20 protein-coding genes are annotated in these 23071 nt (G+C 58.6%); 8 read left to right on the forward strand and 12 right to left on the reverse strand.

Translation table 11 applies throughout. From position 1 onward, the window contains the following. Positions 1 to 18: 18 nt before the first annotated feature. From KI235_RS11820 to KI235_RS11835, 4 genes are all read left to right on the forward strand, one after another. The gene (locus KI235_RS11820) at positions 19 to 1029 is read left to right on the forward strand and encodes an NAD(P)-binding domain-containing protein (RefSeq protein ID WP_003200391.1); all 1011 of its coding nucleotides are present in this window, start codon (positions 19 to 21) and stop codon (positions 1027 to 1029) included. Positions 1030 to 1057: 28 nt separating this feature from the next. Next, entirely contained in the window at positions 1058 to 2074 is a 1017-nt protein-coding gene (locus tag KI235_RS11825) for a dihydrodipicolinate synthase family protein (RefSeq protein WP_028236595.1), read from the forward strand. Positions 2075 to 2090: 16 nt separating this feature from the next. Next, entirely contained in the window at positions 2091 to 3560 is a 1470-nt protein-coding gene (locus tag KI235_RS11830) for an NAD-dependent succinate-semialdehyde dehydrogenase (protein ID WP_060613733.1), read from the forward strand. A gap of 315 nt (positions 3561 to 3875) precedes the next feature. Then, the gene (locus tag KI235_RS11835) at positions 3876 to 5009 is read left to right on the forward strand and encodes an FAD-dependent oxidoreductase (RefSeq protein WP_013692917.1); all 1134 of its coding nucleotides are present in this window, start codon (positions 3876 to 3878) and stop codon (positions 5007 to 5009) included. 44 nt (positions 5010 to 5053) lie between these two features. Here KI235_RS11835 and KI235_RS11840 read toward each other — a convergent pair whose 3' ends face one another. Beyond that, on the reverse strand, positions 5054 to 5947 hold the full coding sequence (locus tag KI235_RS11840) for an EthD domain-containing protein (protein ID WP_235582573.1): 894 nt from the start codon (positions 5945 to 5947) through the stop codon (positions 5054 to 5056). Positions 5948 to 6762: 815 nt separating this feature from the next. On the opposite strand from KI235_RS11840, the gene KI235_RS11845 reads away from it, so the two are divergent. Beyond that, positions 6763 to 8091, forward strand: a complete 1329-nt coding sequence (locus KI235_RS11845; protein ID WP_003200397.1) for a DUF3100 domain-containing protein — start codon at positions 6763 to 6765, stop codon at positions 8089 to 8091. Between the two features lie 454 nt (positions 8092 to 8545). Here KI235_RS11845 and KI235_RS11850 read toward each other — a convergent pair whose 3' ends face one another. The 6 genes from KI235_RS11850 to epsC all read right to left on the reverse strand — a co-directional run bounded on the left by KI235_RS11850 (position 8546) and on the right by epsC (position 15075). Further along, positions 8546 to 9586 carry an amino acid ABC transporter substrate-binding protein gene (locus KI235_RS11850; RefSeq protein ID WP_092142613.1) on the reverse strand — a complete coding sequence of 347 codons (1041 nt, stop codon included), beginning with the start codon at positions 9584 to 9586 and terminating at the stop codon, positions 8546 to 8548. Positions 9587 to 9816: 230 nt separating this feature from the next. After that, a complete protein-coding gene (locus KI235_RS11855) occupies positions 9817 to 10974 on the reverse strand; it encodes a M20 aminoacylase family protein (RefSeq protein WP_212795753.1) in 1158 nt (385 codons plus the stop codon). 5 nt (positions 10975 to 10979) lie between these two features. After that, on the reverse strand, positions 10980 to 12497 hold the full coding sequence (locus KI235_RS11860; protein WP_038858421.1) for an aldehyde dehydrogenase family protein: 1518 nt from the start codon (positions 12495 to 12497) through the stop codon (positions 10980 to 10982). Further along, on the reverse strand, positions 12494 to 13390 hold the full coding sequence (locus tag KI235_RS11865) for an NAD(P)-dependent oxidoreductase (RefSeq protein ID WP_003200410.1): 897 nt from the start codon (positions 13388 to 13390) through the stop codon (positions 12494 to 12496). The genes KI235_RS11860 and KI235_RS11865 overlap by 4 nt, the downstream gene beginning before the upstream one ends. A 14-nt stretch (positions 13391 to 13404) precedes the next feature. Beyond that, on the reverse strand, positions 13405 to 14295 hold the full coding sequence (locus KI235_RS11870; RefSeq protein ID WP_003200413.1) for a VOC family protein: 891 nt from the start codon (positions 14293 to 14295) through the stop codon (positions 13405 to 13407). A 15-nt stretch (positions 14296 to 14310) separates the two neighbouring features. Beyond that, positions 14311 to 15075 carry a serine O-acetyltransferase EpsC gene (epsC, locus tag KI235_RS11875; protein ID WP_003200415.1) on the reverse strand — a complete coding sequence of 255 codons (765 nt, stop codon included), beginning with the start codon at positions 15073 to 15075 and terminating at the stop codon, positions 14311 to 14313. Between the two features lie 105 nt (positions 15076 to 15180). Here epsC and KI235_RS11880 point away from each other — a divergent pair, with 105 nt between their 5' ends. Further along, positions 15181 to 16089, forward strand: a complete 909-nt coding sequence (locus tag KI235_RS11880) for a LysR family transcriptional regulator (protein ID WP_003200418.1) — start codon at positions 15181 to 15183, stop codon at positions 16087 to 16089. A gap of 154 nt (positions 16090 to 16243) precedes the next feature. On the opposite strand, the gene KI235_RS30680 is transcribed toward KI235_RS11880, so the two are convergent. The 4 genes from KI235_RS30680 to KI235_RS11900 form a co-directional block, all read right to left on the reverse strand. Beyond that, a complete protein-coding gene (locus KI235_RS30680; protein WP_013692923.1) occupies positions 16244 to 16630 on the reverse strand; it encodes a hypothetical protein in 387 nt (128 codons plus the stop codon). Positions 16631 to 16740: 110 nt separating this feature from the next. Beyond that, positions 16741 to 18432 (reverse strand): thiamine pyrophosphate-binding protein, encoded by a 1692-nt coding sequence (locus tag KI235_RS11890; protein ID WP_003200421.1) that lies wholly within the window; start codon positions 18430 to 18432, stop codon positions 16741 to 16743. Positions 18433 to 18466: 34 nt separating this feature from the next. Next, positions 18467 to 19183 (reverse strand): hypothetical protein, encoded by a 717-nt coding sequence (locus KI235_RS11895; protein WP_027912437.1) that lies wholly within the window; start codon positions 19181 to 19183, stop codon positions 18467 to 18469. Between the two features lie 186 nt (positions 19184 to 19369). Then, a complete protein-coding gene (locus KI235_RS11900) occupies positions 19370 to 19825 on the reverse strand; it encodes a hypothetical protein (RefSeq protein ID WP_223523759.1) in 456 nt (151 codons plus the stop codon). 394 nt (positions 19826 to 20219) lie between these two features. Between KI235_RS11900 and KI235_RS11905 the strand changes: the two genes are divergently transcribed. Continuing rightward, positions 20220 to 20675, forward strand: a complete 456-nt coding sequence (locus tag KI235_RS11905) for a hypothetical protein (RefSeq protein ID WP_060613736.1) — start codon at positions 20220 to 20222, stop codon at positions 20673 to 20675. Positions 20676 to 20714: 39 nt separating this feature from the next. Here KI235_RS11905 and KI235_RS11910 read toward each other — a convergent pair whose 3' ends face one another. After that, entirely contained in the window at positions 20715 to 21683 is a 969-nt protein-coding gene (locus tag KI235_RS11910) for an AraC family transcriptional regulator (RefSeq protein WP_212795754.1), read from the reverse strand. 102 nt (positions 21684 to 21785) lie between these two features. Between KI235_RS11910 and KI235_RS11915 the strand changes: the two genes are divergently transcribed. Then, positions 21786 to 23036, forward strand: a complete 1251-nt coding sequence (locus KI235_RS11915) for an MFS transporter (RefSeq protein ID WP_212795755.1) — start codon at positions 21786 to 21788, stop codon at positions 23034 to 23036. Positions 23037 to 23071: the final 35 nt, after the last annotated feature.

Below are 23071 nucleotides of genomic sequence, written 5' to 3' on the forward strand. Positions count from 1 at the left end.
GATTGCGAGGTTAGCGATATGCATCATGCCCAAGAGTCCCAAGTCATTACCCCGACGCTTTTTCTCAGCGACGCCGATGTTGCCTCGCTCGCCGACTGGAGCACAGCCGTTGCCGCGCTCGCGCAGGCGTATGCCTGCCCTACGACGGATGCCATGGTGCCGCCTCGTTCCATGGCCCGCGGCGACGGTATCTGGTTGCGCAGTTTGACTGCTGTACCTCCCGCTGGCGGCCAAATGGGCTGCAAGTTGATCGCGGCCTCCATGCGGGCACGCTGCGCCAGCTACCTGATCGCATTGTTCGACCAGCAAACCATGGCGCTTAGCGCTTTGATCGACGGCAATCGGGTGACGGGTTTGCGCACGGCGGCAACCGCTGCGTTGGCGGTCGATTTGCTGGCGCCCAAGCGCGCGCTGCGGGTGGGCGTGATTGGCTCGGGATTTGAGGCCCGTGGCGCGTTGGACTGCCTTAAGTCCGTGCGCGATGTGGCCCATGTCCGGGTGTTCAGTCCAACGCCCGCGAGCCGCGAGCGCTTTGCCGAAAGCTTCAGGCCGGGGCTGGACATCCAGGCGGTGAACAGCGCGCAAGAGGCCGTGCAGGATTGTGATGTGGTGATCTGTGCCGCTCGCAGCCGTGATGAGTCTCCTGTATTGCAAGGCGCCTGGCTTTGCCCGGGCGTCACGGTCGTGTCATTGGGCTCCACCTTGCCAGAGCAACGGGAGGTTGACCCGGCCACGATGGAGCGAGCCGTCTGCATCGTCGCCGATATGCCACAAGAGGTACTTCACGATACCGGCGACGCCATTGCCGCGATCAGTGCCGGCGTTTATGTCGTCGACAAATTGGTCGCGCTGTCGGATCTGGTCGCGGGTCGCGTCAATCCGCGCCAGAAAGAAAGCGACATCGTTCTCTACAAATCGGTTGGCTCGGCGCTGCAGGATGTCGTCATCGCACAAGCGTTGTACGAGCGCGCCAGGCAACAAGGCCTCGGCATCGAGCTGCCTGCCAGCATTGTCCCTGTCTCGAAATAACCCCTCCACTGTTCGAAGGAAAATCATCATGGCCACTTACAAGAAAGCTGATGCCCGCGCCTGGGCCCGTGAATACCTGGTGGGCTGCTCGGCTGTCACCATCCCCAGCTTCAGTGCTGACCTGAAGCGTCTCAATGAGCGTGGCATCCGCCACGACATCGAGCACACGGTTGGCCTGGGCTACAGCAGCACGTTGCTGTGCAGCGAACTGGCGATCTCTGCCCAGGAAAACGCTCAATTCACCGCCTGGGCCCGTGAGTCGGGGAAAAACCTGATCCTGTTCTTCCACGCGGCCTTTGGCACGCTTGCCGAGAATATCGAGGCGGTGAAGCTCGCCGAGAATGCCGGTGCAGACATCGTCCTGCTTTCCTATCCACCACAGTTCTGGCCGACCAGCGAGCAGGAAATCTACGACTACACCAAGGCATTCTGCGACGCGACGGACCTGGCCGTCATGCTCTTCCCGATTCCGCTCTGGGGCTTTGAGCGCGTGCATCCGGCGGGTATGTCGCTGGAATTGGTCCGTCGGCTGCTGGCCGATTGTCCGAACATCGCGGCCATCAAATCGGAGCAAGGGTTTCCGCTGCCGGCGGGCATTTGCGAGATGTATTACCACTTCCGTGATCAGGTGGTGATCAGTTGCCCGATCGAAGGTGACGCCATTCCCTTGATGAGCCTGATGAAGCTGCAGTTTTCCGGCACCAGCAACACCGCCTGGATGAGCGACTACTACCCGAAAGCGTTCGAACTGGCCCGCACGGGCCGCTTCGAAGAAGCGATGGAGCTGTATTGGAAGGTCAACCCGGCACGCAGTGCCAATGGCGCCGCGGCGCAAAGCTATGCCGGCGGTACCGGGGTGCTCAATCGCACGATGTGGAAATACCAGGACTGGCTCGCCGGCTTCAACGGCGGCCCACTGCGTGCCCCGGCGATGCGCGTGCCGGATCGCCTCATGAAATCTTTGCGCCAAGGGTTGGTTGCGGCGGGTCTGCCGGTGACTTCGGATCCGGATAGCGCGTTCATGATCGGGCGTCACCCTTGCTGATTAAGAGGATTGCAAAGTGAAGCATTTACTTAAGGATCCAACGCTGTGGCGCACCGGTGCCTACATCGCCGGCGAGTGGTTGAACGAGACGCCGCACGGTCGGTACACGCTGCGTAATCCGGTGGATCAAGCAGTGCTCATCGAGCTGCCGCGCTGCCGCGAAACTGAAGTTCGGCACGCCATCGATGCGGCGCATGCGGCCTTTGGTCCATGGCGACGCTTGACGGCTAAACGCCGGGGTGAGGTGTTGCGCCGTTGGTATGAGTTGATGGTTGAACATCGGGAGGACATTGCCACGCTGATTACCCTGGAGGAGGGCAAGCCCCTGGAGGAGGCGCGGGGTGAGGTCGATTACGCTGCGTCGTTTGTACGATGGTTTTCCGAAGAAGCCACACGGGTGCGCGGTGATTTGATTCCGGGCGTAAAGGACACTCAGCGTATTGTGGTACTGCGTGAACCCATCGGGGTTTGCGCCGCGATCACGCCCTGGAATTTCCCCGCTGCGATGATCACGCGCAAGGCAGCTCCGGCACTTGCGGCGGGCTGCACGATGGTCGTGAAGCCGGCCAGCCAGACACCCATGACCGCCCTGGCCCTCGCTGAACTTGCGCAGCGGGCGGGTGTGCCGGCTGGTGTGTTCAGTGTGATCACGGGGAATGACACCCGCGACATTGCCGGTGAACTCACGGCCAACCCGTTGGTGCGCAAACTCACCTTCACCGGGTCTACGGAGGTGGGCCGATTGCTGTTGGCGCAAGCGGCGCAGACGGTCAAGAAATGCTCCATGGAGCTGGGCGGCAACGCGCCGTTCATTGTCTTCGACGATGCCGATCTTGATGCGGCAGCCGACGGGGTGATGTTGGCCAAGTTTCGCAATGGCGGGCAGTCCTGCATCGGCGCGAACCGGGTGCTGGTCCAGTCAGGGATCTATGACGCACTGGCCGAGCGCATCCTCGAGCGCATGGCACGCTTGACGGTGGGCAATGGCCTGGAGCCGGGAGTACAGGTCGGGCCGTTGATCGATGACGCGGCGGTACGAAAATCCCAGGCTCTTGTTGATGATGCACTGGCGCAAGGTGCTCGACTGCTGTCCGGCGGCAAGCCTCATGCGCTGGGTGGGTGTTTCTTCCAGCCCACCTTGTTGGCTGATGTGACTCATGAAATGCGGGTCGCTCGCGAAGAGATCTTCGGCCCGGTCATGCCACTGGTGCGTTTCGACAGCGACGACGAAGCCATTGCGATGGCCAATGACAGCGAGTTTGGCTTGGCGGCGTATCTGTACAGCCGTGATGCGGCACGCATCTGGCGTAACGCCGCGCGCATCGAGTCGGGCATGGTGGGCATCAACTGTGGCTTGATTTCAAATGAAGTCGCACCCTTCGGCGGCGTGAAGCAGAGTGGTCTGGGGCGAGAGGGATCTCACCTTGGGATCGACGAATTCCTTGAAGTTAAATACCTCTGCTGGGATGGCTTGGAAAGCGTTTGAACTAACGTCGTGAAAGGCCGATGGATAGCGGTTCGCATGAGCCGCAGTTCGCCGGCCCTTTTTATTTGTTCTGCCGCAAAGGCAGGCATCCCGGTCAAGGCGCCCGGCTCATCTGCGAGACCCATCGCCGCCAGCGATACCTCGGATTGTGCAAAGCGATTTCAGCGCTGATATCCGATTCGATAGTCTCGTGGCTGATCCGGCATTTGCGTCGGCATTTCATGTTTCTGCGGCATTGACGCGATGACGCCGCAGCGCTTGTCGGTGCGCCATGCAATGTCTGCCCGAGTGAATAAGAATAATTAGGAGAGCGTGATGATTGCAGCAGTCAGTAAGGTCCTGGTGATCGGAGGAGGGTTCTCCGGTATGACCGCGGCTATCCAGCTCGCCCGTCAGGGCATCGAAGTGGACCTCGTCGAAATCGACCCTTTGTGGTGTCCTTTGGGAGCGGGAATTACGCTCAGTGGGCCCACGCTGCGAGCACTTGATACGGTTGGGATTCTGGAAAGGGTCGCTGGGGAAGGGTACCTGTCGACCAATTTCGACGTGTTTTCACCGGTGGGCGACCTGATCGTGCAATTGGCGCTTCGACCGCCGGTCAGCGATAAACCGATTCCCTGTGGTGGCGGTATCCTGCGCCCGGTGCTGGCTCGAATCTTTGCCGACAGGACGCGGGAAGTGGGTACCCGAGTACGCCTCGGCATCACCTATGACAGCGTCATCGAGCGTGACGATGGCGTTGAAGTGTCTTTCACCGACGGGACCACTGAACGCTATGATCTGGTCGTCGCCGCTGACGGTGTGCATTCGCGCACGCGAAAGGACTTTTTCCCGGAAGCACCCTCGCCAAAACCCATTCATCAGAGCGTCTGGCGCGCGGTGCTGAAACGTCCGCCGGAAATCGTGCGTCCCAGTCACTGGCTGGGACGCACCAAGGTTGGCGTCAATCCGATTTCCGAAACGCACATGTATATGTTCCTCATGGAAAACCGCGAGTTTTCCGAGTGGATCGATCCGGCCAGCTGGCCGGGTGAAATGGCGCGCCTGTTGAGTGAGTTTCCAGCCCCGATCCTGCAAACGCTGGTGCCGCAACTGTACGAGGCGGGCGCCAATATCGACTATCGTCCGCTGGCCAATCTGTTGGTGCCGTTGCCCTGGCACAAGGGCCGTATCGTGCTGATCGGCGACACGGTGCATGCCACCACGCCGCATCTGGCTTCTGGGGCTGGCATTGGTATTGAGAGCGCCATCGTGCTTGCCGAAGAATTGCTCGCCAGTAGCAATCTACAGACGGCCCTGAGCCGGTTCGAAATGCGGCGCTGGGAGCGTTGCCAACTCGTGGTCGAGAATTCCGCGCGCCTGTGCGAGATAGAGAAAAGTGGTGGGGACAAGGAAGAGCATGCCCAGATCATGCGTGAGTCCACTGCGACGTTGGCTGAGCCTATCTGAGTGATCGCGACCCTTCTGAATGGGAAGGGTCGCGCTGCTTGTCTTCAGGAGCAGTGATCGAAAATAACGACCTCTTTGACGTAGGCAAAAAAAGACGCCGATGTCAGCGCCACGCCGTCCTCGGCAAGTTTTTGAAACAGCGCACGCTGATACTGCCGAAAGGTAGAAAAGTCCGCTTCATTTTCAAACCACAGGCTGGAGGCACCTTCGTATACGTTGATGTTTGGACCGAAATAGGCCGTCACCTTGTCACCCTCGGGTAAGTACCGGGAGCGAACATACCGGCGTAAGGCGTTCTGGAAGTCAGGTTGTTCCCGGGTAATGCTCTCGTGAGCTGCGTCCCAAGCGTCGAAAAAACGATCGAGCGCCATGGCTGGATTCTTCTTCAGCAGGATCATCACCTTCCATGGGAGAGGCGCTGTAGCGGTGCTAGCCGTCTCCACTTCATCCATCAATTGAGCAAGCTGCTCGGAAAGGTCAGCGAAGTTCTTTGCATCAGGGCCGACGGTTTGCTGGGTATAGGGATCGCTGAAGGTGCGAATCAAACCTGGCACGTCTTCAAAAAACAGCTCCGTAATGGAGTCTTTGTGAAAGGACTGTGCGTAGGCACTGTCGGCGTCAACCCCGAAAGCCGCGTCGATGACATGGTTCTGCACGTACCGTTTGACACCTAGCGGTTTGGCTTTAGCGATTGCTCCGTGGGTGTGCTCCACATAGTTTAAAAACTCGGCATGCGTCATTCCGGGTTTTCTGCGTACAGCGGCTAGGATTTTTATCATGAGGCGTTCTCGCTTTTGGCAGGGTTGACGGGGTTTGAACCTTAAATGCACTTCGTGCGGTTGGTATTCAGCTGATTGTTTTTCAACACCAAAATATAAGGCCAGGTTTGTCCCGCAAACCAATCGGTATTCATGCTGGTAGGTATCGCGCAATAACATGCTTGGTAAGCGCTGAGCTCGTTCCGCCATCGCTCATTGCCACATGCGATTTGTCGTAGGAACTGCACACGAATCAATCGAGACGATTCTCAGAGAGCATTTGGATAACCATGGCTTCGGTGGCGTTGGGATTCATATGGCGGATTCCTCGGCCGCCACTCGACTAAATCCCAATGATCCCTGGGTAGACTTTGCGGTGGCTTCAATTTCTCGCTCGGTTGGACGTGCGCCGGTAGTTCTGCCCAATATCGGTGGGTCTATTCCTAACGATATGTTTGCCCATTCCCTTGGGTTACCGACGCTGTGGATACCTCATGCCTATGCAGCCTGTGCTCAGCATGCGCCGGATGAGCACCTGTTGACCGGTATTGTTCAAGAGGGGCTGAGGATAATGGCAGGGCTGTGGTGGGACTTGGGAACGCTTGAATTCACATCGCGGACTCACGGAATAACCACGTAGTGTTTCGCAGCTTCCTGTAGTGCCGCGACCCGTGATCATGCCAGCGTTGGTCTTTTGAGCGTTCACTCTGCGGCAACGATAAACAAAATTCTTGGTATTGGTTGGACATTATACGGGCGACATACTCGAGGCAGGCTAGTGAGTCTGGTGTTAAAAAATAAGTGATTCCTGATCTCGCCGCAGTACAGCGAGCTAGCGAGTCTCGCATAGACCTCGCGCTGCAACACAAAGCCGGTTTTACGTTTAATCATCGACTAGATCGATTTGCATCTGCCCTGGGTGTCGTCGACACCCCCTGAAAACACAATAACTCTTGATTCGGCCGCCACGGCCATCAGCAGGCGAGGGGAATAACATGCAACATACCCAAACCGTGACGCTCGGTGATAACCGAGCCGTGTCCGCTACAACAAAACTTTATATCTGGGCTGCCGCTATTCTCCTATGTGCAGAACTGATCGGTTCGGTCAGCATTCCCTTGGGCCCCGGGAAGGTCGTGCTTCTTCCTATGGTATGGGCCTTGCTGCTCGGCGCTGCCGTAGGGATTGCCAGCAAGCGCATGCCCGGAACGATTGGTATCGATACCCGCGCTCAGGTGCGTTCCGCCTCAATCCTGCAGCCGGCTCTGTTGATTTTCATCGCCAAGCTCGGCTTGGTGGTGGGCGGGTCTCTGCCGGTGGTGTTTGCGTCCGGTTGGGCCCTGGTCTTTCAGGAGTTCGGCCACTTCGTCGGCACGGTGCTCTTGGGTTTGCCGGTGGCCCTGCTGCTTGGGATCAAGCGAGAGGCGGTAGGTGCGACGTTCTCCGTAGGGCGTGAGCCAAGCCTCGCAATCATTGGCGAACGCTACGGCATGGACTCGCCCGAAGGGCGTGGCGTGCTCGCTGAGTACCTGACCGGTACGCTGTTCGGGGCGTTGTTCATCGCCATCGTTGCCGGCTTCGTCACCAGTCTGGGCATCTTCCACCCGAACTCCCTGGCCATGGGCTCGGGTATCGGCTCAGGCAGCATGATGGCAGCGGCAGCAGGTGCCATCGCTGCCCAACAAACCCCCGATGTGGCCAAGGAAGTCATGACGCTGGCAGCAGCGTCTAACTTGATCACCACGACGATCGGCACCTATTTCACGCTATTCATTTCGCTGCCTTTGGCCGTGTGGGGTTACCGCGTCCTTGAGCCGATGATTGGGCGGACCACCAAGGCGTCTACTGCTCAGCATGGGCCGATGCATGATGAAGTCTCACTTGAGACTGTCGAGCTGGGTTGGCTTGGCAAGGTCAGCGCGTGGTTGGCTGCCTGCGCGCTGGCACTGATCGCCAACTACGTGGGCTACAAGACGCTGTCGGGGGACGCGTTCGTGGGCGTGGCACTCATGTTGTTTGCAGCATTTGTCGGTGAGGGGGTATGTAGCCTGCTGCGCCGCAAGATTCCTGCTGTATGCATCGTCTCGCTGGTGGCGATGTTCATGACCTCTCCGCTCTGCCCCTGGGCTACGGAGATTGCTCGCCTTACCAGCTCGATCAACATCCTGGCCGTCATCACTCCGATGCTGACCTTCGCAGGGCTCTCGATTGCGAAAGATATCCCGGCTTTCCGCCGTTTGGGTTGGAGGATCGTGCTGGTGTCGTTCCTGGCCAACCTCGGTACTTTCATGGGAGCGGTGATGATCGCAGAATTGTTCCATTAGCAGCATCCGCTAGGCATGGCGTGGCGCTGCCTAGCGCCGCGCGCAGCCCTGGCGCTTTTCTAACGCAGCAACGCCGGCCGCTATTGGACCTCAACAACATTTCTTCGCCAAATCAGCGATCGCGTAGCCTAACGCCGCGTGATTCTGCCGCATGAATGCTGCGTAGTATTTGACCGATGGTGCTGGAGGATCTGTTATGAGTACCTCCAGTTTTCCTGAATCGATTTCTGACTGGAAAAGCTCCTTGGGCATGCAGCTCGTCCCTAAGCCGGCACAGACAAGTCCCTTCAGCGCAACCGCTGGTGATTGCCAAGTGGGAAGAGAAAAAGGCTGAACCGCGACATTCAAGCACTCGCTCCGCTGCATACCAGCAGAACGAGTCAGCTTGATTGCATGGACACGCCGGCTTCTCCCGCCATGCCCGGCAGAGAATTAACTACCGGGCAAGTCAAGGTCAGCGTACAGGCGGAGCGTATTGGAGACCGCCTTGGCTCCACAATGCGTTCAGCCCGCGTTTAATCTTCATGTCACTGCCCGTCCCCAGATTGCGTTCAAAGGATTCGCCGTAGTTGCCGACCTGGGCAATAATTTTCGCCGCCCAGTCATTGGGCAGGTTCAGGTCTTTGCCGAGTGCACCTTCCGTTCCGAGTAACCGCGCGATGTCGGGATTCTTGGAAGATTTGACCATGTCGGCGACGTTCTTCGAGGTAATGCCCAGTTCCTCGGCATTGAGCATCGCGGCGAGCGACCAGCGCACTACGGTGAACCAGTCTTCATCGCCTCTGCGTACCGCAGGGGTCAATGGCTCTTTTGAAATCACGTCGGGAAGAACCGCGAAGTCATCAGGGGTTGCGAGTTTAAGGCGCTGGCCGTAAAGCTGCGATTGGTCCGTGGTCAGAACATCACAACGTCCTGACTCCAGTGCCTTGAAACTCTCATCAGACGTATCAAATGTGATGGGGGTGTACTTCATGCCGTTGCTACGGAAGTAGTCCGACAGATTCAGCTCGGTAACCGTACCGGCCTGGATGCAGAAGGTGGCGCCATCCAGTTCCCTCGCGCTTTTGACGCCGAGCTTTTTATTTACCAGAAAACCCTGGCCGTCATAATAAGCGACGTTGGTGAACTGGATGCCCATGGCTCCATCTCGGGACGACGTCCAGGTCGTGCTTCGAGAGAGCATGTCGACTTCTCCCGATTGCAGTGCGGTAAAGCGCTCCTTGGCGGTCAACTGAGTGTACTTGACCTTCTTTGCGTCGCCGAAAACGGCTGCTGCCACGGCACGACAGACATCGACGTCGAACCCATGGAATTCACCTTTGGCATCCGCATATGAAAACCCCGGAAGGCCGTCGCTGATGCCGCATTGTACGAACCCTTTCTTTTTAACGTTATCAAGCGTTGCCCCCGCGTGGGCATTGATTGCAAACACGGTGCCGAGGGTTAGGCACGCTACGGTTGAGGCCAATTTCAACAGCTTTTTTTCTTGTTTCATTATGATGCTCTCGTGTTTGGGGCGGGTAAGTTGCTAAATCCGCACGCAGCCAGGCCGTCGGCCTGGTGTTCTGGCGTAGCGTTCAACATCAAAATCTGGAGGGCAGAAACAAGAGCAGGGCGTCAGGGAACCCAGCAAGGACTGTATTTCTTTTTATTATTTGGCATGGTTGTCTTCTTATTGTTGTTTCGGCTTTGAGTGCCGGTTTACGGTGGGACGGCAACGTTCCATCAGGTTAACGGTAGTGATTGCTCTACCAATTGGCTCCAAACAGCTACACCAGGCTCAATGACCTGGTCGTTAAAGTCGTAGTAAGGGTTATGCAGCGCGGCTGACGGTTTCTCTCCATCGACCCCCATCCACAAGTAAGCACCGGGGCAGGCCTGGAGCATGAAAGAGAAGTCTTCCGAGGCCATTGAAGGATTACATCCCCACTGGACTTTTGACTCGCCCACAGCCGCAACCGCCGCCCGGCGAACCATTGAGGCTGCTTGCGGATGGTTTTCCGTGACGGGATAACCAACGAGGTACGTCAACTGTCCCTTGACGTCGAAGGTCACCGGTAACTGTTCTACGAACTGACCTATCAGCGCTTGGACCTTGTCGCGAACCGGAGACTGCAAGCAGCGTACTGTTCCCTTGATCACCGCCGTTTCAGGAATGACATTGATCGCTTCGCCTGCGTTGATTTGGGTGACACTGATCACCGCACTGTCGAGCGGGGATAGCCGCCGAGAGGGGATCGTCTGCAAGGCGAGGATCAGCTGCGCCGCAGCAATGATGGGGTCCGCCCCTTTGTCCGGCATAGCGGCGTGACAGCCTTTGCCTGTCAGGGTGATTTCAAAGGTATCCAGAGACGCCATCATGGGACCGGGATTGATCACCACGTGCCCAGCCGGGGCGCCCGGCCAGTTGTGCAGACCGTAGATGGCATCCATGGGAAATTGCTTGAACAGTCCGTCGTCGATCATTTTTTTTGCCCCCGCGAGACCTTCCTCGGCGGGTTGAAAAACAAAGTGGACGGTTCCGCTGAAATGCCGGGTTTCACTTAGATGGCGAGCGGTGGCCAGCAGAATTGCCGTATGCCCATCATGCCCACAGGCATGCATGCAGCCTTGATGAGTCGATTTGTGGCTACAGTGTCCCAGCTCCTGGATGGGCAGGGCGTCCATGTCGGCTCGAATGCCGATGGTAGGGCCCTGGCCATTGCTCAAGGTGCCGATCACGCCGGTACCGCCCAACCCGCGATGGACTTCGACTCCAAAGCTTTCAAGAAGCTGTGCAACACGGTCAGAGGTCTGCAGTTCGTTGTAGCCGAGCTCGGGGGTCGCGTGAAAACCACGGCGCCAGGTAATGGCGTCTTCTATCAAGGCTTTGGAGATCGACATGGTGCTTACTCCAGGCTCGCGCCGTAGCCGAAGCTGGCGGCAGGTTTAGCAGCGGTTTCGACCCAAACACTTTTCACTTCGCTGTATTCGCGAAGAGCGTCCAGCCCGGAGGAACGACCATAGCCGCTCTCGCCGTAGCCGCCGAACGGTGAGCTGACGTGAATAGTCTTGTAGCCGTTGATCCAGAAGGTCCCCGCGCGGACTTGCTTGGCCACTCGGTGTGCACGACCGACATCTCTCGTCCATACACCGCCGGCCAACCCGAAGCGACTGTCGTTGGCGATGCGGATTGCATCGGCTTCGTCTTTGAACGGGATGGCGACCACCACCGGCCCGAAGATCTCCTCCTGTGCGCAGTACAGGTCGTTCGTTCCGGCCAATACGGTTGGGTTGATGTAGTACCCAGGCTTGTCCGGAATGGGATCTGCATCTTGGCCGACCAGTTTCGCGCCATCTTTCAACGCGCCTTCGACCATGGTTTTTACATGGTTGTACTGTTTGGCGTTGTTGATCGGGCCTATCTGCGTTTCAGGATCGCTCGGATCGCCGACCTTGAAGTTCGTGGCTGCCCGGGCAAGGGCTTGGGTGAATTTTTCAAAAATCGACTCCTGGACCAGCAAGCGAGAGCCTGATACACAACTCTGGCCAGCACCGGAGAAAATTGCTGCTTGAGCGCCGCGCAATGCGACGTCAAGATCGGCATCCTCGAACACGATGTTTGCCGATTTTCCACCCAATTCCAGCACCGCAGGGATGCAACGCTGCGCGGCTGCGACGGCGATGTGTCGGCCTGTTGCTGGCGAGCCCACAAAGACAACTTTGCGGATGTCAGCCTTGGCGATAAAGCCTTGGCCGATGGTGTGACCAAAGCCTGCGATGATATTGACCAGACCCTTGGGGACACCTGCACGCTCGATCAATACGCCGACCACGAGCGACGACAAGGCGGTCAGCTCAGAGGGTTTGAGGATGACCGCATTGCCCGCGGCGATGGCCGGTGCGATCTGCCAGCCGCATGTAAAGATCGGAGCGTTCCAGGGCGTAATTTGCAGGACAGTGCCCAGTGGCTCGTAAGTCACGTAGTTTAGATGCGAGGTCGGAACAGGAATGACTTCGCCGTGCAGTTTGTCTGCCCAACCTGCGTAGTATTCGAACATTTCCGCGACCTTGGACACCTCGACCTTGGCGTCACGAATGGGCTTGTTGCCCGTCAACGATTCGATCTGTGCGAGGCTGTCAGTGTTTTCGCGAATAAGCGTGCCGACCTGATACATCGCACGGCCACGCGCTTGGGCAGTGAGCGCCCACCATTGGGCCTGTGCTGCCTTTGCCACTTTGTCGGTCTGTGCAATCAACGTCTCATCAGCATCGGGGAAGGTAAGCAACACGCTGTCATCGTGAGCATTTCGTACTTCTACCGTGGAGCCGTGACCATCGATGAACTCGCCACCGACGAAGCTGCCGACCACACTGCGATCACCCCAGAATGGGCGCATCAGTTCAAGGATTTTTTGAGCGCTCATTGATTATTCTCACGGCCATAAAGTTTGGCATCGGTGCGCTGGACAATCGCGCAGAAGTCTTCGTTATCTGGCAGCGATTCGCTGCTGGCTTCCCAAAGCAGGGCGACGATCCTGGACAGGGGAAGGTCGAGATCCAGGCTGTCGGCCAGGTCACTGGCGAGCCCAACGTCTTTGCGCATCAAACCCATGGTGAAACCCGAGTCATACGCCTTGTTCAGGACCCAGTTAGGGAACATGACCTGGGTAGCGCCACTGCGGCCCGAACCTGCGTTCAACCCCTGCAACAGCTTTTCAGGTTCCACACCTGCTTTAGCGGCCATCGAGACGGCTTCCGCGGTGCTGATCAAGTGACACGCGGCGAGCATGTTGTTGGCTATTTTTGCCACGTTGCCGGCGCCACATTTACCTACATGAACGCGCGTACCGCTCATGCCTTCCAGTACCGGCATGGCGCGAGCCAGATCCGCATCCTCTGCGCCGATGACCATCGACATGGTCCCGGTAGCGGCACCCTTGGGCCCGCCGGAGACTGGTGCATCGATGAAGGCGATACCCATTCTTGCCAGTGCAGTGGCGACCTTGCGGCTGGCTTCAGGGGTGGAGGTGGTGGTGTCCACCACGATCAGGCCTTCACGGCCGAATTCGATAATTCCACCCTGACCCAGGCACACCGCTTCCACATGTTCGGCTTTAGGCAGGGACAGGATCAAAACATCCGATTCCTTGATCAGCTGTTTACGGTCAGTGATCGGTTTGACGCCTTTCTCTTTAGCCTGGGCGAGCGCCGCTTCAGAAAGATCGAAGCCACTCACATCAAAGCCTTTGCCAGCGAGCGTTGCGGCCATGCCACCGCCCATGTTACCCAAACCAATGACGCCAACTTTCATAGTCATTTGAACAGTCTCAGTTAATAGTTCTGTACGAATTCGAGGATGACGTTGCCGGCCGCTTGCGGCTCAACGAAGACCCTACCGGGAAGGTCACGATGGGGAACTTCGTTGTGTTCGAGGATCGATCGCAATGTCATGAGGCTTTTTGTGTGCAGGCGAATGGAAATAGCGTGAGGGGATTGCTGAGCCCTCTTGGGCAGGTCCATGCCTGGAAACTCCTGGGCCGCTGTCGTAGCGTCGATGGCACGCAACACACCGCATTGGGTATCTGCTTCCAGGACGGCGCCTTTATATTTCACCGCATCGCCATAGATGGCGCGCCAGCGAGGTTCAAGCAGCTTGGGGTCTGCCAGATAGGTGATGGCGAGAATCCCGTCCGCGCCATTTGGATGGTTCTGCCAGCCTGGAACCCAGATCAGCTCAGGACGGTGTTGATGGCAGATAAAGTTGGAGGCGTCGGGCAGTGCTGGGTCGATAAAGAGCGCCAGCGACACCACCGCTTCATCGTGGCGACCATCGGGGAGGGTCATTCTGCGGCGGAAATCAATACGCCCCTGGCTGTCGAGTCCAGCCTCGACCATCCGCCCATGATCGGCATCGGCGTCCTTGCTGTGCAGCGCCACCAACGAGACACCTTCCTCGCCGCGGTCAAGGAATTGACCCAACTGGCGTCCGAAGCAGAAGCCGTTCACCGAGTTGGTACCGAACTTGGACGGGTCATCGACACCAATCAGCTCGATGAAGTTGCTGGGGAACATCATCAAGGACGTCACGCTTCCCCACGGGTGATAGCTGACTGGAGAAGGCGCGAATCCCATCCTGCGATAAAGCTCCAAAGCCTCGGCGTGATTTCGCACGGTGACCAGGGGGTGATCGATACCCTGCGGAAATTGAGCAACGGCTGTCATGGTGGTGGCTCCTGGTTAGCCTTGGGATTTTGTTGTGAAGGTGGCGAGAGACGTTGGGGTATTGCCGACAACCTTGGCCGGAGTCCCGGCGACAACCGTTCCAGCGGCCACGGATTTGAGCACTACCGAGTTGGCCGCCACGATCGCGTTGGTGCCAACTTCGATGTTTCCGAGCACGGTCGCTCCCGCGCAAATCAGTGCGCCTCTACGGACTTTCGGGTGTCGGTCGCCGGCTTCGTTGAGCGTGCTGCCCAGCGTCACCCCGTGCCACAGGCTGACCTCATCCTCGACTACGGCGGTTTCGCCAATAACGAGGCCAATGCCGTGATCGACAAAAAGGGATCTGCCCAGGCGCGCCGCCGGATGGATATCGATAGCCCAGGTGTTTGCTGCCCAGTTCTGCACGAGCACGGCGCTTTGCACGTCACCCTCAGTCCACAGCACATGGGCAATGCGATAAGCCTGAACCGCCTGGATGCCACGGAACGTGAGGAAAGCCGTGAGGTGGTCCAGGCAGGCAGGATTGACGACTTCCAAATGGTTGATATCGGCGGCGGCGGCCTGCGCGATGGAGGGGGTGGCGGCGATGATCGACTTGAACCAGCTTTCCAATGCCACGTTGCTGGCTTGCGCTTGCAGCTGACGTGCAAGGTTCGCGGCGAGCGCAGCCTCGAAGGTGGAATAGGCCAGCAGGTGGCTTGTCGCATAGTCGCGTAGTGCCGGGTTGCGCTCGGCCAGTTGGTGGGCTTGATCGCGAAGGCGCTGCCAAAGGGGGCTCATATCCATCTCCTGTTGCTGATGGATCGAGTATGGACACGCCGCGGAAGCTCCAGCAATATTCACAAATTCGAAACTTTGTTGCCTTTAGCGCAACACAGGAGATGTATGAGCTTGGTGCAGGATCGTCGAATCCTCTATTTCTTCGAGGCCGTAAGACTTGGCAGCGTACGAGCTGCGGCTGATTTCCTGAACGTCGCGCCGTCCGCCGTAAGCCGGCAGATAAGCCAGCTCGAGCAGGAACTCGGTGCGCCACTGCTGGAGCGGCATCGGCGGGGTGTAAAACCTACCGAGGCCGGTGACCGCGTACTGGGCTATTACCGCCAGCGTCTGACGCATCAAGAACTGTTGCTTGATTCCCTGCAGGCGTTGCGAGGGCTTCAGAGCGGATCCGTGGTGCTGGCGGTGGGAGAAGGATTCATCGATGGATTGGCAGGTCCGCTGAGCAACTTCTCAGCGCTCTACCCAAAGGTCGAAATTCAGGTGAATGTATGCGGTAGTAACGAAGTCATACGGCAGGTCGTAGAGGATGAAGCGCATTTAGGCTTGGTATTCAACCCGGCGGCTGATCCGAAAATACGCACCCACGCCTCCCAACCGCAGCCGGTCCGCGTGATCGTTAATCCACAGCACCCTTTGGCCCAAACCAAAAGCCCGATTCCGCTTGAAGGATTGGACTCGTACCGACTGGCGTTGCCAGGTGTCTCCTTTGGCATCAGACAGATTCTCACGCTCGCTGAGCATCAGTTGGGTGTCATGCTAAATCCGACCTTGACCTGCAACACCATCGCCATGCTCAAGCGTTACTCCATGCAAGGCGGAGTGACGCTCCTGCCCACGTTCGTGGTGGACGAAGAGGTGGAGGCCGGTCGCCTTTGTACTCTGGCTCTGCACAACGAAATTTTTGCCAGCCCGCGAGTGCATTTGATCAGCCGCTTGGGAAGGCAACTGAGTGTCGGCTCGAGTCGCTTACTCACCATGTTGCTTCAGGACATGTCTGCGTTTAAATCGCGCTGATCCATCCGATTCTTGATCGACGTTCGTCGCGGGTAGCTGCCTGTCACCAAGGGCCGCTATCGACCCTGATTCGCAGCCCTGAACTAACCCATCATGCTCAGCGACTGGGTGCGTTCTGCCGCTATAGCACTCGGCTGCGAACTCGCAATCCTGTTCACGGCTTCATGGTGGGCAACCACAGGCCGAGTGGCAGATTCATGAACCGATCGCGCGTTCGGCGGGTGTATCTGATCAGGTCATCGAAGCGCTGCGTCAGCAGACATCGCCGCGATTCACCCGAGATGATGAACTGCTGGTTTATCGAGTGGGCAAGACGCTGTACGAGACTCGCCGTATCGACGACGGTCTTTATGCGCAAGCTGTGCAAGCGTTTGGAGAGCCCGCTGTCGTCGAGTTGACGGGGGTATTCGGATATTACGCACTGGTTGCGATGACTCTGAATGTCTTCTCTGTTGCGTTCAAGGTCCAGGATCGAGTCCAGGATGCTGACGTGCACTGAATCGGCTTGTTGCTGGAGCAGTTTGCACCGCGAGATGAGCATCTAGGCCTAACTCTGTTCAGGAACTCGCGATTGCACTCTCAGAAATGACAGTTCGGCATACCAGAATAAGTCCCGTACAGGCGGGGCAGGGACAAGGTGCGCCCATTCCTTCAGGGCATGATCGGTAGTTCAATGAGATTCGGGCAGCCTGAGCGAATACCTTCTTCGACAGCTCCCGCAATATCGCCGGCGCGCTCGATCCTGCGGGAAGGGACCCCCAGGGAGGAGGCGAGGGCCAGGAAATCGATCGCCGGGTCGCAAAGTTCCATGCCGATGAACTGGTCAGTGCTTGCACTTAGATAGTGCGCCTGGCTACGAGCGTAGTTCTTCAAAATGTTGTATTCGCCGTTGTTCATGACAACGAACGTGACCGGCAGCCGTTCATGCGCCGCCGTCCAGAGTGCTTGCGGTGAGTACATTGCCGAGCCATCACCGACCAGACAGACTACCGGGCTGCGGTCCAGGCCAAGCGATGTACCGACGGCCGCCGGCATGCCCCAGCCCAGGATGGCGCTGCGGGTAAAAAGATACTGGCGGGCCGAATGGGAATCCAGGCAGGCACGGACATGAGGAATCGTGGCGGGTGCTTCGTCGACGATCCAGACGTCCGGCCCGATTGCCCGGATAGCCTCGTGGGCAGCCACGAAAGGCGTTGTCACCGGAGTGTTGAATTCGCGACTGACGCGAGCGGCGACGTCGGCACGACGTGTATCGCGTTCTTGGCCCGCGACGTTTCGCAGCGTCGCGATTGCCTCGCTGTGTGGGGCCAATTTCTTGTCCAGTATCGGCAACAGCGTTTGCAAGGAGAGTCTTATATCCCCGATCAGCCCTAGTGCTGTCTCGTGGACTCTGCCTAGTTGGTGTCCATCGCCGGTCAATTGGATAAGGCGACAGTGAGATGGAATAGCGGGGCCCTGGGAATATTGATAGCTGATCAACGAATGGCCGCCGAGCAGGAAGACCGCGTCGAAGTCAGAGAACGTCTCCCTGATATCGCAAGCCTTCGCAGACAGCGTTCCCCGCCACTGCGGATGAGCTGTCGGGAACGGAATATGCCCGGGCCAGGATGGCCCGTAGACCGGCGCGCCGAGTGCTTCGGCGAGCATCACGGCTTCAACTTCCGCGCTCGACTGGATCACTTCTTCGCCAACGATAATCGCCAGACGACCGGGGGTAGTTGTCGCTAAGGCCGCGGCCAATTCCTCAATCGCCCCGGTCACGGCACCGCGCTCGATTCGCGATGGCGGGCCAGCCTTTACATCCGTGTGTTGCTCCATCACGTTAATCGGCAGGGAAAGGAAAACCGGACCGGCCGGCCCCGTGCGACAGTCCTGAAACGCACGACGCAGCAGCATCGGGATGTGTTCGGGATGATGAATTTCCTCCGCCCATTTGACGCTCGGTCTGGCGAGAGCGACGAGGTCTCCGTGGAGCAGCGGGTCGGTCACGCCATGTCGCGTGTCTTGTTGACCCGCCGTGACGACAAGCGGCGTATTCGCCATCTTCGCGTTGAGAATGGCGCCCGTTGCATTGCCGAGTCCACCGGCGGTATGGAGGTTGACGAAGCCAGGGCGACCGGATGCCTGCGCATAACCGTCGGCCATCGCTACGACTGAGGCCTCTTGGAGGCCGAGGATGTATTGGATGTCTGAGGCGCCTGAGAGGGCGTCGAGCAAAGCCAGTTCGGTTGTTCCCGGATTGCCGAAGACGTAGCGTACACCTTCGCTGCGAAGCACTTCTACGAACAGGTCCGCGCCGCGTTGCCCGCGGCTGTTGAAAGAAACATTGGATCTTAAAGGCATGGCGCAGAACCTCATCTGATCTGGAAGCTTTGATTTAGCTGGCTTGCTGTGGCGACTGTCGTGCGGCAATCGCATTGCACAAGGCCCGGGCGACAGGTGCGTAACTGGTCTGGCTGGGCTGGCCGGCTTCGGGAGCCCCGGTGGGATTGATCAGGTGCACGGCGATCTGTCCTGGCAGCCATGAGACGAGTGGCCAACGGGTGCGATAGGCAGGTTTGGGCCGGGTATCTCCGATAGTCGGATCAAAATCGCAGGATGTCACAAACGCTATCCCTATCAGGCAAGCGCCTTGGAGCTGCGAGCGCACACGACCAGGATTTTTCAAGAAGCCCAAGTCCGCGACAACGACCGCGTCATGAATGATCAAGCGGCCTTCGTCGCTCACTTCGATATCGAGAACGACCGCCATGCAGGTCTGCGCGTCATAGTGGGCAGCGATGCCTTGCGCCCGACCATGTCTTGGGGGCTTGCCCCAATGAGCTTTCTTTGCCGCTTCGGTGATGACGCTCCGCATTCGATGGCCATCGACGCTTGATGAGTGCTGAGTGCCGTCGTTCACCGCCAATACCGGATCAATCAGCGAAAGCAGATAGTCCCTGTGATCCAGCTTGCAGGCCCGCACCTGCGCGGCCATGAGTCGCTGTTCGGCGAACAGGCGGAGCAACAGGCCGTTTCTGTCCAGATTGCTGTCGAGCGTCGATTGCCAAGTGAATGGGTCAAGGGCACTGACGTGCGCATCAGGATGGCTCATTGCATTTCTCCTTCCGGTTGATGGCAAGAGGTCCAGCTAAAGCGATGTGTCCTTGGTGCCTGTAACGCTGGCACCGTAGGGGCAGTCATTGAGGGTACTTTAGGGGGAAGGATCTGACGTCAGAGTGACCGGAGGCTGACAGGAACATGTCAGGCGTTGGGCGAGTCGGCTTTCCAACCAGTGGGCCTATGGAGCAGTCACCGGAACGGCTCGGTACACGGCGACCTGGTCTGAACGTATGGTTTCTTTCAACACGTAAGTAGACCCCTCCTTGCTGTCGATCTCCCAGTGTTTTTCCGCCTTTGATGCTTTTGCGTTAAAGCCCGACTCAGGCACGTTGTCGAAGCTGTCGTATCGGTACAGGTTGTAAGGCACGCCTGGCTTGAGTCCCGATACAGTGACAGTCAAGTTCACCTTCGCGGAAGCAGGACGAGTACTGGAGCCTTCGCCCATTGCCGGTTTTTCTTCATTCGCGTCGGTTGTCAGACGAACCGGCAGCGTCTTGCCGTCTCGGTCGATAACCCATTTGAGCAGCGGTGGCCCCATCGTTCCTCCCCAATAGTAACTGACTGCCCCGCTTGGATTGTTTAACGTTCGGGCTGGCGATTGCGCGGGCATCGAATTGTGAAACGTATTGGCCATAGTAAAGTCCGGCACTGATGAGCGCGGTCTCACCGCAATAGCCATAGTTCGCTTCCCATTGAAGGCGTGGAGGAATGTCGTTCATTGCGGTGCGGTTTTTTGTTGCGCCTATTTCTGCCGAGTTCGGCTGAGTGTCTGCTGCATAGGCTATTGAGAAAGGCGCACACAGGGTCAAAGCCATTAACAGACACAGAGGTCTTGGGGGCGTGAACTGGCTTTTCATGAGCCTGCTGAAGTCAAACATTCTTATCACCGTTACTGACTGCCATGGGATGTATCAGCAAGTGGAACAGAATAATGTCGTGGTAGTCTTAAAATTTGCCCTTGGCAACGGACTGTTCTTACATGGGGGCGGTCCGCAACGTTGGAGTATTTTTTCCATAGGAGGTCTCGCGTGCCCTGGAAGTCAAATCTGGTAGTGCTCGTCCTGTCTGCCGTTGCCTTTTCGGCGCAGGCCCAATCCGATCGTCAAGTGGTCGAGGACATGGTTACTCGCTCGGCCAATGTCTGCCCGGGCCACAGCACAGAACGCACCACGCCCACGGTGAAGGCGGTGCCTGTCGGCGCGTTGCGGGTTATGCTCGACCGCGGCTTGGTCATGTGTCCTGACCGACGCCTCGATGTCGACGCACCGGCTGTGTTCTACGGTAGAGTTGGCGTGTTTGAATGGAACCCCGAAGTGCCTGCAAGCTCGGAGGTGATCGCCAAGCAGATCGACGCCATGACCCGCAAGGACGAGTACCCATCGGACACCTTGGTTTGGGATGCCAAGGGTATGCCACTTGAGCAGCGCACTGTGCCGGCCTTCGAACCCAAGCCAGGGGCTGCTGTGCTGTACCAGGTACGGTGAGCCCTGTCGGGGAGGCGCTTGGAAGTAAGCCGCTCGGCTTCAGGAAACAGCGGACTGCCTCGACTGACGGCTTAATCCAGGCGTCTTGCCTGTAATACGCTTGAATGCGCGGCTGAAAGCCGCCTGGGATGTATAGCCCAGGCGTTGCGCCACCTCTTCAATCGGCAGCCTTTCAAGCGTCAACCACTGGCTCGCAAGCCGCATCCGCACCTCAGTGACGTAGCGCAGTGGGGCCATGCCAATAGTCGCTTGGAAACGGTCCGCGAAGGCCGAGCGAGAGGTATTGCATTGCTCCGCCAGCTGCGCAACGGTCCAGTCGCGCCCCGGTTGTTGATGGAGCGCGAGAAGCGCACTTGCCAAGCGTGGATCGCGTAATGCAGCGACCAGGCCAGAGGCATTACCGCAGGCGCACTCCACCCAGCCGCGAACGACCATGGCGGCCACCACGTCGGCCAAACGCGCGAGGATGCCGGCGAAGCCGACACGTGCGGCGCTGACCTCGCGCTCCATGGTGGCCAGGATAGGCACCAGTCCGGGGTAACGCTGGCCACCGGCATCAATCAGCATCAGGCCCGGCATCAGCCTGCCAAGGCCATGGATACTGCCCAGTTCAAACTCCATGCAGCCACTGAACAAAAGGGTGGTTGGCGTGGGGCTGGCATCGGTCCCGGCATCCACCGCGCTGACCGTATCACCGAGGGGGGCACCGTCTAAACGGTCGATGTCCTGAACAGGCACCTCCGCATGGGAAAGCAGTTGATGGGCCGCGCCATGGGAGATGAATACGGCGTTGCCGGCAGATAGCGCATACGTTGTCCCGTCTTCCATCCGCAGCACTGCATTGCCGACCGCCAGGAAGTGGAACCAGGCATGTCCAGGTTTGGCAGCGAAGCCCAGGCCGAAGGTTGGACCGGCTTGGATACGTCGGTACTCGACGCCACGCAGGCGCATGCCGCGCAACAGTTCGTTGATGAGATCCGAGGAGAGGGCAAACTGATCGGTAGGCATCGTTCAGGTGTTTCAGTCAAAAAATCGAGGTTTTTGATCATAGATCATCCAGTACCCCACGCCTAGACTGCGGGTCGCCATTCAAATTGGGAGATCCGTGCAATGACTGATTGTGTGTGTAATGCCGTATCCGACAGCCGTCCCGGCGCCGGGCTGTATGTAGAACCTGCAACCCCTGCGTGGATGGCAGTCTTCTCGTTGGCAATGGGCGTGTTCGGATTACTCACCGCCGAGTACCTTCCGGCCAGCCTGCTAACGCCGATGGCTACCGATCTGGGCGTGTCCGAAGCGCTGGCTGGCCAGGCGGTAACGGTGACAGCAGTGGTGGCGCTGTTCGCTGGTCTGTTGGTGCCAGGCCTGACTCGCGATATCGACCGCCGCTGGGTGCTGCTGGGTTTTTCCACCTTGATGATCGCATCCAATCTTTTGGTCGCCGTTTCCTCCAGTTTCGCGGTGCTATTGGTGATGCGTATCTTGCTGGGCATCGCCCTTGGTGGGTTCTGGAGCATGGCGGCAGCGGTGGCGATGCGCTTGGTACCGGGAGCTTTGTTGCCTCGAGCGCTCTCGATCATTTTCAGCGGCATTGCCGTCGGGACGGTGGTTGCGGTCCCGCTGGGCAGCTACCTGGGCGGGCTATATGGCTGGCGCAGCGCGTTCTTTGCAGCGGCGGCGGTAGGTCTTGTGACCCTGGCTTTCCAGTCGTTCACGCTGCCGCGCCTTGCGCCGCGCACGCCGGCACGCCTGCGCACCGTACTCGAGGTTTTGCGGCGCCCGGGCATCGCCATGGGGATGTTCGGTTGTGTGCTGGTGCACAGCGGCCACTTTGCGATGTTCACCTATGTTCGGCCATTCCTCGAGGGCACCACCGGCATCGGTCCGCAAGGGTTGTCGCTGATGCTGCTGGGTTTCGGTGTGGCGAACTTCGGCGGCACGCTGTTGGCCGGGTGGCTGCTTGAGCGTCATCCACTGGCCACCCTGGTGTTGATGCCCGCGCTGGTGGGCGTTGCGGCACTGGCGTTGGTTCTGTTGCCGGCCTCGGTGCCAGGGCAGGCGGTGCTGCTGGCGATCTGGGGCCTGGCCTTTGGCGGTGTGCCGGTGGCGTGGTCGAACTGGGTCGCCAGCGCGATACCTGATCAGGCGGAAAGCGCCGGAGGCATGGTGGTGGCTTCTGTGCAGTCGGCCATCGCAACGGGCGCCGCTGCTGGCGGTGCGATGTTCAGCCTCGGTGGCAGCGCAGGCGTATTCGTAGCGGCGGCGGTGCTGATGCTGCTGGCCGCGCTGCTGATTGCGTTGCGTGTTCGAGTCCCTTCGGCCCATGGCAGTGCCCAGGCGAGGCCGGCGCTGCACCTTTGATCCGGCTCCCCCGGTAGCCGCTTGCGGATCACCAG

Source organism: Pseudomonas sp. St386 (assembly GCF_018325865.1).
Classification (GTDB): domain Bacteria; phylum Pseudomonadota; class Gammaproteobacteria; order Pseudomonadales; family Pseudomonadaceae; genus Aquipseudomonas; species Aquipseudomonas brassicacearum.